The organism is Mycobacterium persicum, assembly GCF_002086675.1.
In the GTDB taxonomy this organism is placed as follows: Bacteria; Actinomycetota; Actinomycetes; order Mycobacteriales; family Mycobacteriaceae; genus Mycobacterium; species Mycobacterium persicum.
This window is the reverse complement of sequence record NZ_MVIF01000018.1, coordinates 8,121-23,300: the sequence shown is the minus strand read 5'-3', so window position 1 is coordinate 23,300 and position 15,180 is coordinate 8,121. Positions and strand designations below refer to the sequence as shown.

The 15,180-nt window shown below is 68.5% G+C and carries 2 protein-coding genes; both read right to left on the bottom strand.

Annotated features, from left to right (window positions below; all coding sequences use genetic code 11):
* Window positions 1-26: 26 nt before the first annotated feature.
* Window positions 27-2,651 carry a sugar epimerase family protein gene (locus tag BST40_RS08500; protein WP_083154008.1) on the bottom strand — a complete coding sequence of 875 codons (2,625 nt, stop codon included), beginning with the start codon at window positions 2,649-2,651 and terminating at the stop codon, window positions 27-29.
* Window positions 2,652-2,721: 70 nt separating this feature from the next.
* Window positions 2,722-15,180: a type I polyketide synthase gene (locus tag BST40_RS08495; RefSeq protein WP_083154007.1), complete on the bottom strand. Its 12,459-nt coding sequence runs from the start codon at window positions 15,178-15,180 to the stop codon at window positions 2,722-2,724.

The window sequence follows — 15,180 nt, the reverse complement described above, 5'->3', positions numbered from 1 at the left end:
CTGAAACCACAGTGACGCAAGTGATTTCAGTCGCTCGCCGAGCCCCCGGTAGCCAGCTCGAGCACGTGAATCTCCCCCGTGGCGCCGTCAACCTCGATGAGCGCACCGGGCTGCAGGAATCGCGTCGCACCCTGGACGTCGACCACGCACGGGAAGCCGAACTCACGGGCCACCACGGCCGCATGGGACATGGGTCCGCCGAGCTCGGTGACCACCGCCGCGGCGTAGCAGAAGGCGGCGGTATAGCCGACGTCGGTGACCTCGGCGACCAGGATCTCTCCCGGCTGCAGGTCATCGATCGTTTCCGGACGAACGATCCGCACCCGCCCTCGGACCCGGCCACCGCAGACGCCGACGCCGCGCAACGTGTCCCCGGCCCCCAACGCGGCCGACGACCCGGTCGATGGCTCCCAAGTCCCGCTGAACACCGTGGGGGGAACGACGGCAGTCAGTCTGCGTTGTTCGGCGCGGCGCCGAGCCACCAGCTCGGCGACGTCGCCGGGCAGCGCGTCGAGCTCATCGACCAACAGGTAGAACACATCATCGGGGGTTTCGACGACACCGGCCGCGACCAGCCGGCGCCCGTACTCGCGCAGCAGATCGCGCAGCACCCAGATCGCGCGGACCATCCTGTCACGACGGACTTCTCGATCCCGGAGCTGACGCGCAGCCAGCAGCGCAACCGGCTTGGCCCGCAACGGGATTGCCGGATGCTGCGGCTCCGGCACGGGCGGGGCGCTCAGCGCCTTGGCCACCATCCGGACCAGCAATTCCGGATTGTCGGCGTAGCTGGTCGACAGCATCTCGACCTCAGCCGGACCGCGATGGCCGATCAACGAAAGCTCTTGCAACACCAGGGCGTAGAACTGCGGCGCCGCCACCGCCAGCTTGCCCAGGCGCTCCCCCGGCTCCTGCAGCACACGCATCACGTCGGGATCGCGCCGCGCGGCACTCACTAGCCGCTGCACGGCTTCCACCGGACGCGCGCTCACCAATTGCGGCCCCGCCGCCGGCGCGGTGTCCCGGCCGCACAAAGCACGCAACAACACGTTGAAGGCGGCACACAGCATGAAGGATCCGGATGCCAAGACCCAGCCGTGAACGACGTGGTCTCGGGCCAGCAGGATCAGGCTAAGCAGCCGGCGATCGTCCAGCTGCGCAATGTCGCGGGTCAGATGTTCCAGCCGGTCGACGTCGTCAAAGTAATCACTGGTATCCAGTGGCGAACCAGCGCTCAACCCGACCAGGTTGACGCCGAAAACCCCGATGTTGCGGACCGTGCGCAGCAGTCTGCGGGCTCGCCGTGATTCCGACGGCGGGCGCTCGTCGCCGAAGATTGGCAGCGACGCCATACTCGGGCCGAAGAACCCGCTGTTGCTGACGATCATGGCCGGCTTGGCGAACGGGACTGTCTCGGCCATGAAGTGCGCCGAAGTGATGGCCCCGTACAGTCGGTGGGCGAACACCGCCACCGTTCGCATCGCGATTTCCCGCTGAATCACCCCACCGGGCCGCAGCCGTTCTGCGATACCCACCCCGCCGGCACGCAGTCCGCGTACCGTGACCGACGCCGACGACGGCGAAAACGGACCAGGCAGCGCCTCGGACAAATTCGTGGCCAAGAACGTCGGGAAGCGGGGATCAATCGGGGTGTCGAACTCACCGTTGACCCCTTGGGGCCCAGCCAATCTGGGAACCACACCGTCCGCCGCCGGGGCGTCGACAGCCGGGAGGTCCTGGATCGTGGCCAGCCGCCAGGGCAGCGATACCACCCGCCTGCCCACGCAGACCCGGCCGCGCACCGCCAGGACGAAATCTTCGACGGCCTCCTCGGCGGTCCACGCCGGTCGGAATCCCCACTCCTCGTGCAGCCGCGACGTGTCCATCATCGGAACACCTTGCAGCAGTTGGAGTTCGGCGAATGTTGGGACAAGCTGCAGCGCCCCGGAGGCGATCGGCAGAATGGGGCGGCCCAGTGCGGCGGCGATCTGGCGAAAAGTCGGCTGACCCGGCGCGGTCAGGTTCACCGCACCACTGTCGGTACCCAGGATGGCCCGGATCAGCAGGCGCAACACGTCGTCGACGTGGACCACCTGCACGACGGAATCGGCCAACGCGTCGGGCAACACCGGCAATGCCCACACCCGGCGCACCCAATTGTCGACGCTGCGGCCGACGATCAGTGCCGAGCGCACCGTCACCCATTGGGCTCCGGAATCCGCCAGCATCTGCTCAACCCGGGCTTTGTGCCGGCCCTCGATGGAACCTGGTGCGACTTCGGCGTCTTCAGCAGCCGGTGGTTCCCCGGGACGGTAGACGTGGGCGGAGCTGGCGAAGACAATGCGGCCGGTCCCGGAGACCCTCATCGCGTCCAGGACGTTTCCCGTGCCACCGATATTGACCTGGTGGCTGATCTCACTGTCCGGTCCAGGGCTCCTGACCCATGCGCAGTGCGCGACGACGTCGGCGCCGGTGATCGCGCGCCTGACCGCGGCCCCATCCCGGATGTCTGCCGTAACGAAATCAGCTGCACTGGGCCAGCTCTCGGGTCGATGACGGGCGATGCCGATAACCTGGTGGCCTTGGCTGAGCAGTCTGGCGACCAAGCCGCGGCCGAGCACTCCGCTGGCCCCGGTAACCGCGACTTTCACAGGGTCGGTCGGGTCATGGTCACCCGCTCCGCATCGGTTCGTCCTGCATTGTTGCTGGTGTCGCTCATGGCTATTCGTCGTCGTCCATGAACGCGGCGTTGACCAGATCGTCGAGGTCCATGTCGGCAATGTCCTTTTCGGTGGTCGCTGCCGGCGCCCCAGGCTGACCGCTCACCTCGGTGCCCTGGGCCAACGACAGCAACAGGTCCAGCACTCCCGCCTGCCGAAGGCGCTTGATCGGAATGGATGCGACCACGCGCTGCAGTTCGGCCTCGCCGGGGGCCGTGGCCGGGGCGTCGTGCGGCGCCGAACCCAACAGTTCGCGGTGCATGTAGCCGGCCAGCGCAGCCGAGTTGGGGTAGTCGAAAATGAGCGTCGGCGAAAGCGCAAGGCCAGTAGCGGATTTGAGCCTGTTGCGCATCTCGACCGCGGTCAGCGAATCGAAGCCCAACTCCTGGAATGCCCGGTCCGGGTCGATCGCCTCCGGGCTGGTGTTGCCCAGTACGGTCGCGATGTTGGACCGCACCAGATCCAACAGGACGGCGTGCTGCTCGTCGTCGGGCAAGCCGTCCAGACGTTGCAGCAGAGCGGATTTCGACTTAGCCGCGGCCAGCGAGTCGTCGACTTGACGACGCGTGGGCGCGTTGATCAGGTCGACGAACATCGGCGGCAGCGTGCCATTATCGAATTTGACCCGCAACGCGGCAAAGTCGATGTGGGCGGGCAGCACGAACGGTTCGTCGACGATCATGGCGGTGTCGAGCAATTCCAGCGCTTCTTCCGAGGACATCGCCACGATGCCGTCGCGGGCGAACCGCTTGAAGTCGACACTTGCCAATCCGCCGGTCATGGCGCTGGCCTGATTCCACAGACCCCAACCCAGCGAGATTGCCGGCAGCCCATGCGCCCGCCGGTGCACGGCCAGCCCGTCCAGGAATGAGTTGGCGGCCGCGTAGTTGCCCTGTCCCGACGAGCCGACCAACCCGGCCATCGACGAAAACATCACGAAGGCAGACACATCCAGATCGCAGGTCAGCTCGTGCAGATTCCACGCCGCGTCGACCTTGGCCCGCATTACCGTTTCCATCCGCTGCGGTGTCAGCGAGGTCACCACGGCGTCATCGAGTGCGCCCGCGGTGTGGATCACGGCCGACAGCGGGTGCTGAACCGGGATATCGGCGATCACCTTTGCCAACGCGGCCCGATCGGCGGCATCACAAGAAACCACCTGCACCTGCGCGCCGGCCGCGCCCAATTCGGCTACCAGTTCGTCGGCCCCGGATGCGTCCGGGCCACGCCTGCTGACCAGGACCAGCTGACGCACCCCGTGGCGAGTCACGACATGGCGTGCCAACGCCGAGCCGGCCATGCCGGTCCCGCCGGTGATCAGCACCGTGCCGGCCGCCCACGCGTCCGGCATGGTCATCACCACCTTGCCGACGTGGCGTGCCTGGCTCAGGTACCGCAACGCCGCAGGGGCGCGACGCACGTCGAACGTCGTGACCGGCAACGGTCGCAGCACCTCGTCGTCGAACAGGGCGGCCAGTTCGGCAAGGATCTGCGCAATGCGGTCCGGTCCGGCCTCGAAGAGGTCGAAAGCTCGGTAGCGCACTCCCGGGTACCGCTGCGCGATCACTTCGGGTTCGCGGATGTCGGTCTTGCCCATCTCCAGGAACCCTCCGCCCGAGGCGACCAGACGCAGCGACGCATCCACGAAATCACCGGCCAGCGAGTCCAAGACCACGTCCACGCCGCGCCCACCGGTAGCGGAGCGGAATTTGTCCTCGAATTCCAGGCTGCGCGAGTCGGAGATGTGGTCGTCGTCAAAGCCCATGGCCCGCAACGTGTCCCACTTGCCCTTGCTGGCGGTGGCGAACACCTCGAGACCCCAATGCCGGGCCAGCTGCACCGCCGCCATACCGACACCACCGGTGGCGGCGTGCACCAGGATCCGTTGCCCCGACCGCACGGACGCCAAATCGCGCAGCGCGTAATAGGCGGTGGCGAACACCACCGACGCGGTGGCCGCCGCGGTGTGCGACCAGCCCGCCGGAACCTTGACCAACAGCCTGTGGTCGGTGGTGGCGATCGTCCCGGTGCCTTCGGGGAACAAGCCCATGACTCGGTCGCCGACGGCGAAACCCCTATCTTCTGGGCCGGTTTCGAGGACAACACCGGACGCCTCGACACCCATCACCGCCTCGGGGTCGGGGTAGAGCCCCAATGCGATCATGACGTCCCGGAAATTGGCTGCGATGGCGGACAACCGCACCCTGACGTGTCCGGGCTGCAGCGGAGTGTCGGCGTCGGGAATCGGCTCCAGCCGCAGGTTTTCGAACGTGCCGGCTGCGCTCATGCCCAACCGCCACGGCCCGTCGCCCGGGGGGACCAACAGCGCGCCAACCGTGCGGCTGCCGTGGACTCGGGCAATGTACACCTGCCCACCGCGCCACAACACCTGCGGCTCGCCGGCGGCCAACACCGCCGCCAGGGCCGATTCATCCAGGGGCGCATCGGTATCGACCAGCACGATACGTCCGGGATGCTCCGTCTGCGCCGAGCGCACCAGGCCCCACACCGCCGCGCCGGCCAGGTCGGTGACGTCTTCGCCGGGCAGCGCGACAGCACCGCGCGTCGTCACCACCAGTACCCCTGCGCCGTCGCGGCCGAGCCAGGACTGCAGCACGTCGAGCACCGAGTTCGTGGCGGTGTAGACACCCGCCACCGCGTCGCCGGCCACCGGCACGGATTCGAAGACCACCGTTGACGAGTCGCTGTCCGCCGTTGTGCCCCAGGCCATTACGGGCACCGGTTCCAGGGCAGCCGACGGCTGGGCCGACCAGTCCACCTGGAACAGCCGGTCGGGACCCGACCCGGATACCGCGGCGCGCAGCTGCTGATCGGTGACGGGCCGCGCCAGCATCGACGCGACCGACAGCACCGGCAATCCCAGCCCGTCGGCCAGCTCGATCGACACTGTGGACGGCCCCGCCGGCGCGATGCGCGCCCGAACCGCCGATGCGCCGCCGGCATGCAGCGACACACCTTGCCAGGAGAACGGAACGAGCACCGAGCCCTCGTCGACGCCGAAATCGTCGGCGCCGTTGGAGGCCAGAATCACCGCGTGCAACGCCGCATCCAGCATCACCGGATGAACTCCGAAGCCCGCGACCGACACCCCGGCGTCGGCGGGTAAGGAGACCTCGGCGAAGACTTCATCGCCGCGGCGCCACATCGCGTTCAGGCCGCGGAATGCCGGGCCATAGCCATACCCGCGCTCGGCCAACCGTTCGTATCCGTCGGCGACCTCCACCGGTACCGCGCCCACGGGTGGCCACGCCGCCAAATCGGTTGTCGGAGCAGCGGTCCCGTTAGCGAGCGTGCCCTCGGCATGCAACACCCAGCCGCCGCCGGCCTCCGCGCGGGAGTACACCGACACCGCGCGAGCGCCGGACTCATCCGCACCACCCACGATCACCTCGACGGCAACCGATGACCCGGCCGGCAACACCAAGGGCGCGGCCAGGGTCAACTCCTCGACCACCGTGCAGCCCACTTCGTCGCCGGCTCGAATCGCCAACTCGACGAAGCCCGCTCCGGGGAAGATCACCACGCCGCCGACGGCATGATCGGCCAACCAGCCCTGCGCGCGCGGCGATAACCGCCCGGTCAGCACGACGCCGCCGGAGGTCGGCAGCTCCACCACCGCGCCCAGCAGGGCATGCTCGCTGGCCTCGAGGCCGAGCCCGGCGGCGTCAGCCGCAGCTCCGTCACTAGACAGCCAGAACCGCCGCCGCTGAAATGCGTAGGTCGGCAACTCGACGAAGTTCGCCTGCCCCACTACGGTGCGCCAGTCCACGTTGACACCGGCGACGAACGCCTGAGCCACGGCGTTGACCAACGTCACCGGCTCGGGCCGATCCTTGCGCAGCGCGGAGATCGTCAGGATCCCGGTATCCGGCAGCGATTCTTCGATCGACGCGGTAAGGCCGCTGCCCGGCCCGACTTCGAAGAAGCGGGTGGCACCCGCCGATTGGGCGAATTGGACGCTGTCGGCGAACCGGACCGCCTCCCGAACGTGACGCTTCCAGTACGCCGGGGAGCCGAAGTCGTCGGCCGCCAGCGCACCGGTGACATTGGAGATGACCGGAATCGCAGGTTGTCCGATGGCCAGACCGCTTGCCACGGAGCCGAATTCGTCGATCATCGGGTCCATCAGTGGCGAGTGGAACGCGTGCGACACGGCCAGGCGATGTACCCGTCGGCCGTCAGCGCGCAACCGGTCGGCGACCGCGAGCACCGCGTCCGCGGCGCCGGAAATCACCACGGAGGCAGGGCCGTTGACGGCGGCGACGCTGACGTCCGCGCCCAGCAGGGGCGCAATTTCTGCTTCGGTGGCCGCCACCGCGACCATCGCTCCGCCGGGCGGCAGGGCCTGCATGAACCTGCCCCGTGCGGCGACCAGCACCGCGGCGTTTTCCAGGGACAGGACGCCGGCGACGTGTGCCGCCGCGATTTCACCGACGGAGTGGCCCATCACGAAGTCTGGTCGCATTCCCCAGGACTCCAGCAGCCGGTACAGCGCGACTTCCACCGCGAACAGCGCTGGCTGCGCGAATTCCGTTGTGTTCAAAAGGTTTTCGTCGTGACCCCAGATGACTTCGCGCAGCGGGCGCAGCAGGTGGCGGTCCAGTTCGGCGACGACGGTGTTAAACGCCTCGGCGAACACCGGATATCCGGCGTGCAAGCCCATTCCCATGCCCAGTATTTGGGAGCCTTGGCCGGGGAAGACGAACACCGTCTTGCCCGCAGGGGTGGCGGTAGCGCGAACCACCGAGAGCACGTCATCGCCGGAATCGCCGGCCAACTCTTCCAGCCCGGCCAGCAACCCATCGCGGTCCCCGCCGACCACCACCGCCCGATGCTCAAACATCGAACGCCCCGCCAACGACCACCCCACATCGGCGACATCCAACCCGTCATGGGTCCGCACATACCCGGCCAGCCGCGCCGCCTGCGCCCGCAACGCCGCATCCGACTTCGCCGACACCACCCACGGCACCACCGGCCGCGACGGACCCTGCGCCGACTCTGAGGCCGGGACCGCCTCGACAATCACATGCGCATTCGTGCCACTAATCCCAAACGACGACACCCCCGCCCGTCTCACCCGACCACCACCCGGCCAAGGCTGCGGCCGGGTCAACAACGACACCGCCCCCACCGCCCAATCCACATGCGGGATCGGCTCATCCACATGCAACGTCGCCGGCAACAACTCCTGGCGCATCGCCAACACCATCATGATCACCCCGGCCACCCCCGCCGCCGCCTGGGTATGACCCATATTCGACTTCACCGACCCCAACCAGAGCGGCTCGGAACGCCCCTGCCCATAGGTCGCCAACAACGCCTGCGCCTCAATCGGATCACCCAACGTAGTCCCGGTCCCATGACCCTCGACCACATCCACATCCGCCGCGCTCAACCCCGCATTAGCCAACGCCGCCCGCACCACCCGCTGCTGCGACGGACCATTGGGCGCGGTCAACCCATTCGAAGCCCCATCCTGATTGACCGCCGAACCCCGCACCACCGCCAACACCGGATGCCCCAACCGCCGCGCATCCGAAAGCCGCTCCACCACCAACATGCCGCCGCCCTCGGACCAGCCGACCCCGTCGGCCGCGCCCGCGTAGGCCTTGCAGCGCCCGTCCGGCGCCAGCCCCCGGTGCCGACTGAATTCCACGAAGATGTCGGGCGTGGCGTTGATGGTCACTCCGCCGGCCAGCGCCAGGTCACACTCCCCCGAACGCAGCGACTGCACCGCCATATGCAACGCCACCAACGACGACGAACACGCCGTATCCACCGACACCGCCGGACCCTCCAACCCCAGCACATAGGCCACCCGGCCGGAGGCCACACTGGACAGTTGGCCGGTCAGCCGGAAGCCTTCCACCGGTTCGGCAGCGAACATGCCGTAGCCCTGGGTCATGACTCCGGCGAACACACCGGTGGCGCTGCCGCGCAGGCTGCCGGGCTCGATTCCGGCCCGCTCCAACGCCTCCCACGACAGCTCCAGGAACATCCGCTGCTGCGGGTCCATCGCCAGGGCCTCGCTGGGCCCGACGCCGAAGAACGCGGGATCGAAGTCGCCGACCCGGTCCACGAACCCGCCGGTTTTGGTGTAGCACGCGCCGGGCACGTCGGGATCCGGGTTGAACAGCCCTGCCAGGTCCCAGCCGCGGTCGGTGGGGAATTCGGACAGCACATCGCGGCCCTGAACCAGCATGTCCCACAGGTCATCTGGCGACTCAATCCCCCCGGGATAACGACATGCCATGCCCACGATGGCAATCGGGTCGCCGTCCGTGGCGCGCACCGCCGATACGTGCTTGATCTCCTGTGGAACACCGGCGAGTTCACCGCGGATGTAGCCGGCCAGGCCGTTGGGGGTTGGGTAGTCGAAGATGAGCGTGGGTGAAAGGGTAAGGCCGGTTGCGGTTTTGAGTCGGTTGCGCATTTCGACCGCGGTCAGCGAGTCGAAACCCAACTCCTGGAACGCCTTGTCGGCGTCGACGGCCTCGGGGGCGATGTTGCCCAGGACGGTGGCGATGTGGGACCGCACCAAGTCCAGTACCACGGCGTGCTGTTCGGCTTCGGGCAGGCCGTGCAGGCGGTGCGCCAGCGCCGATTTCGACTTGGCGGCAGCCAGTGCGTCGTCGACCTGGCGTCTGGTCGGCGCGTTGACCAGATCGCTGAACATCGGCGGCACCGCCACCGCGTGGGCCCGCAGCGCGCTCAGGTCGATGCGGGCGGGCGCCAGGAACGGCTGGTCGACGATCAGCGCGGTGTCGAACAATTCCATCGCCTCATCCGAGGACAACGCCAGCACACCTTCGCGGCCCAGCCGGGCACGGTCGGCGGCGTCCAGTCCGCCGGTCATGTCGCTGGCCTGATCCCACAGGCCCCACCCCAGCGACATCGCCGGCAAGCCGTGGGCCCGCCGGTGCGCGGCCAGCCCGTCCAGGAAGGTGTTGGCGGCCGCATAGTTGGCCTGACCCGACGACCCCACCAGCCCCGCCATCGACGAAAACATCACGAACGCAGCCACATCCAGGTCAAGGGTCAGCTCGTGTAAGTTCCACGCCGCATCGACCTTGGCCCGCAGTACGGCATCGACGCGTTCCGGTGTCAACGACGAAATCACCGCGTCATCGAGCACACCGGCCGCATGGATCACGGCGGACAACGGGTGCTGCGCCGGGATGCCGGCGATCACGTCGGCCAGCGCCGCCCGGTCGGCCGCGTCACACGCCACCACATGCACCTGCGCGCCGGCGGCAGTCAACTCGGTCACCAACGCCGCGGCCCCTGCGGCGTCGGCACCGCGCCGGCTGAGCAACACCAGATGACGGACCCCGTGGCGGGTGACGGCGTGACGCGCCAATACCGAACCGGCCATGCCGGTTCCACCGGTGATCAGCACGGTGCCGGCAGCCCATGCGTCGGGCATGCTCATGACGACCTTGCCGATATGGCGGGCCTGGCTCAGGTATCGCAGGGCCGCCGGCGCCCGCCGGATGTCAAACGTCGTCACCGGCAGTGGCCGCAGCACCCCGGCGTCGAACAATGCGGCCAGTTCGAGCAGGTACTGGTGCATGCGGGGACGGCCGGGTTCGAACAGGTCGAAGGCACGGTAGCGCACACCCGGATATTCCTGGGCGATCACGCCGGGATCGCGGATGTCGGTCTTGCCCATCTCGAGGAACACCCCGCCGGGCCCCAGCAGGCGCAGCGACGCGTCGACGAATTCACCGGCCAGCGAGTCCAATACGACGTCCATGCCGCGGCCGTCGGTGACCGCGCGGAATTTCTCCTCGAATTCCAGGCTGCGCGAATCGGAGATGTGGTCTTCGTCAAAGCCCATGGCGCGCAAGGTGTCCCACTTGCCCTTGCTGGCGGTGGCGAATACTTCCAGACCCAGATGCCGGGCCAGCTGCACGGCCGCCATGCCGACCCCGCCGGTGGCGGCGTGCACCAGTACCCGCTGGCCCGGTTGGACGTCGGCCAAGTGTATGAAGGCGTAGTACGCGGTGGTGAAAACGGCTGAGATGGCGGCGGCTTCGGCATATGACCAGTCGGCGGGCATCGGCAGCAACAACCGGATGTCGCCGGCCACCAGCGTGCCGCTGCCGTCGGGGAAGAATCCGTATACCGAATCCCCGACCGCGAATTCGGTCACTCCCGGGCCGACCTCGACGACGACGCCGGCGCCTTCGCCGCCGATCAACGCGTCGTGGGTGAACATGCCCAGGGTGATCATGATGTCGCGGAAGTTCGCGGCGATGGCGCGCATGGCCACCCGAACCTGGCCCGGGCCCAACGGCGCGCCGGCGTTGGGAACCGGCTCCAGCCGCAGGTTCTCGAAGGTGCCCGCACTGCTAAGACCCAGCCGCCACGGCCCGCCGGCCGGCGGCACCAGGATGCCGTCAACGTCGCGGCTGGCGTGCACCCGCGGGGCGTAGGCCTGTCCGTCGCGCAGCAGCACCTGCGGTTCGCCGACCGCCAATGCTGTTGCTACCGCCGAATCATCAAGCGGCGCATCGGAATCTAGCAACACCAGCCGGCCGGGGTTTTCGGTTTGCGCTGACCGCACCAACCCCCACACCGCGGCCCCCGCCAGGTCGGTGACGTCCTCACCCGGCAGCGCCACGGCACCCCGGGTGACGACGACCAGCACTCCGGAGTCATGCTCGGCCAGCCACGACTGCACGGCCGCCAGCGCCCGGCCGGCACTTTCGTGGGTCGCGGCCACCGGATCCTCAACAGAGGCAACACATTCGAAGACCTCGTAGCACGAGGGCGCATCGCCGCTCGCGGCGGCCGCCGGTGACCAGACGACCTCGAACAGTCGGTCCGCACCCGCACCGGACAACACGGCCCGCAGTTGCTGCTCGCTGACCGGTCGGGCCACCATCGCCGCGACCGACAGCACCGGCAAGCCGAGGTCGTCGGCAAGCTCGACCGATACCGCTGACGGTCCGGCCGGCGCGATCCGCACCCGCGCCGCCGCCGCCCCGGTGGCGTGCAACGACACGCCTTGCCACGAAAACGGCAGCACCAGTTCGGCCTCCGGATTCGCGATCACCGCGGTGTGCAACGCCGCATCCAGTAGCGCGGGGTGCAACCCGAAACCGGCCACGCCGCCGGCCGCCTCCGGCAACCTCACCTCGGCGAACAGCTCGTCACCGCGGGCCCACATCGCGGTCAACCCGCGAAACGCCGGACCATACCCATAGCCGCGCTCCGCCAGCCGCTGGTAGCCGTCGGACACATCGACGGCGGTGGCACCCGTGGGCGGCCACACCGACAGGTCGGCCGCGGGGTCAACGGTCCCAGCACGCAACGTCCCCTCTGCGTGGCACACCCACACCGAACCGGCGTCGACGTCGGCGCGCGAATAGACCGAGACGCTGCGCTCCGAAGGCTCCGCCGCGGCGCCGACCACCACCTGCACCGCCACCGACCCCGAAGCCGGAACCAGCAACGGTGTCCGCAGGGTGAGCTCGTCGACCACCGGGCAGCCGACTTCGTCGCCGGCGCGGATCGCCAATTCGACGACACCGGTGCCGGGGAACACCACGACGCCCGACACGGCATGATCGGCCAACCAGGCCTGGGAGCTGACGGACAACCGGCCCGTCAAGACCACGCCACCGGATGCCGGCAGTTCCACCACCGCGCCCAGCAATGTGTGTTGACCCGCCGTCAATCCCAAACCGGATGCGTCGGCCCCCATGCCCTCGCCCGAGAGCCAAAACCGGCGCTTCTCAAAGGCATACGTCGGCAGCTCGACGAACCCGGCTCCGTCCAGTACGCCGCGCCAATCCACCGGCACACCCGCGACGAAGGCGGCGGCGGCCGACAGCAGGAACCTGGCGAGCCCGCCGTCCTCGCGGCCGAGGGTGGGGACGACGACGGGTTCGGAGTCAGCCATGCAGTGGTTGGCGGTGTCCTCGATGCCGGCGATCAGCGCGGGATGGGGGCTGGATTCGATGAAAGTGCGGTATCCGTGTTCGCATGCGCTGCGCACCGCCTGGTCGAACTGCACGGTCTGGCGGATGTTGCGGTACCAGTAGTCGGCGTCCAAACCTGCTGTGTCCACCCGGCTTCCGGTCACCGACGAGAAGAAGGCGGTGCGCGCAGAACGCGGCTCGATACCCGCAAGGGCGCCGGTGAGCTGGTCCCGAATGGCTTCGACCTCTGCCGAATGCGAGGCATAGTCCACCTCGATCCGGCGGGTGCGCAGCTCGCGGTCCGCGCAAACCTGGATCAGCTCCTCCAGCGCGGCCACCTCACCCGACACCACGACGGCCGAACGGCCGTTGACCGCGGCGATGCTGATCCGAGTTCCGAAGGGCGCCAACAGCTCCTGCGCCTGTTCGGCGCCGCACGCCAGCGACACCATGCCGCCGGGACCGGCGAGGCCGGTCAGCAATGTACTGCGCAGCGTCACCACCTTGGCGGCGTCGCGTAGCGATAGCGCACCGGCAACGTAGGCGGCGGCGATCTCGCCCTGGGAATGACCGATGACGGCGTCCGGACGCACGCCGATCGACTTCCACAACTCGGCCAGCGACACCATCACCGCAAACAGCACCGGCTGCACCACGTCTACCCGGTCGAGGCCGGGGGCGCCCGGAGCGCCGCGCAGCACGTCGGTCAGCGACCAGTCGACGAATTCGGCGAACGCCTCGGCGCACGCCTCGATCTGCTGCGCGAATACCGGTGCGGTGTCAAGCAATTCGACGCCCATGCCGACCCATTGGGAGCCTTGGCCGGGGAAGACGAACACCGTCTTGCCCGCAGGGGTGGCGGTACCGCGAATCACCGAGAGCACGTCATCGCCGGAATCGCCGGCCAACTCTTCCAGCCCGGCCAGCAACCCATCGCGGTCCCCGCCGACCACCACCGCCCGATGCTCAAACATCGAACGCCCCGCCAACGACCACCCCACATCGGCGACATCCAACCCGTCATGGGTCCGCACATACCCGGCCAGCCGCGCCGCCTGCGCCCGCAACGCCGCATCCGACTTCGCCGACACCACCCACGGCACCACCGGCCGCGACGGACCCTGCGCCGACTCTGAGGCCGGGACCGCCTCGACAATCACATGCGCATTCGTGCCACTAATCCCAAACGACGACACCCCCGCCCGTCTCACCCGACCACCACCCGGCCAAGGCTGCGGCCGGGTCAACAACGACACCGCCCCCACCGACCAATCCACATGCGGGCTGGGCTCATCGACATGCAACGTCGCCGGCAACAACTCATGGCGCATCGCCAACACCATCTTGATCACCCCGGCCACCCCCGCCGCCGCCTGGGTATGACCCATATTCGACTTCACCGACCCCAACCAGAGCGGCTCGGAACGCCCCTGCCCATAGGTCGCCAACAACGCCTGCGCCTCAATCGGATCACCCAACGTAGTCCCGGTCCCATGACCCTCGACCACATCCACATCCGCCGCGCTCAACCCCGCATTAGCCAACGCCGCCCGCACCACCCGCTGCTGCGACGGACCATTGGGCGCGGTCAACCCATTCGAAGCCCCATCCTGATTGACCGCCGAACCCCGCACCACCGCCAACACCGGATGCCCCAACCGCCGCGCATCCGAAAGCCGCTCCACCACCAACATGGCCCCACCCTCGGACCAGCCGACCCCGTCGGCCGCGCCCGCGTAGGCCTTGCAGCGCCCGTCCGGCGCCAGCCCCCGGTGCCGGCTGAATTCCACGAAGACCGTCGGGGTGGCGTTGACGGTGGCGCCGCCGGCCAGCGCCAGGTCACACTCCCCCGAACGCAGCGACTGCACCGCCATATGCAACGCCACCAACGACGACGAACACGCCGTATCCACCGACACCGCCGGACCCTCCAACCCCAGCACGTACGACACCCGGCCGGAGGCGACGCTGGAGGTCATACCGGTCAGCCGGTAGCCCTCGATCTCCTCGGCGAACATGCCGTAGCCCTGGACGATGAGCCCGGCGAAGACGCCGGTGGCGCTGCCGCGTAGCCGCGTGGGATCGATTCCGGCCCGCTCCAGCGCCTCCCACGACAGCTCCAGCAGCATCCGGTGCTGCGGGTCCATCGCCAGGGCCTCGCTGGGGGCAATGCCGAAGAACGCGGGATCGAAGTCGGCGACACCGTCGACGAAGCCGCCGGTGCTCGCATACGACTTGTGGGGTGTGTCGGGATCCGGGTCGAACAGGCCGGCCAGGTCCCAGCCGCGGTCGGTGGGGAACTCGGACATCACGTCGCGGCCGTCGGCGACCATCTGCCACAGGGCCTCCGGAGTGTCGACCCCACCGGGGAAGCGGCACGACATCCCGACGATCGCGATCGGCTCGCTCGACCGCTCCAGCAGCGCGCGGTTGGTCCGCTTCAGGCGTTCAACCTGAACCAGCGCTTTCCGCAGCGCTTCGGTTGCATGCTGGAGTTGATCAACCAT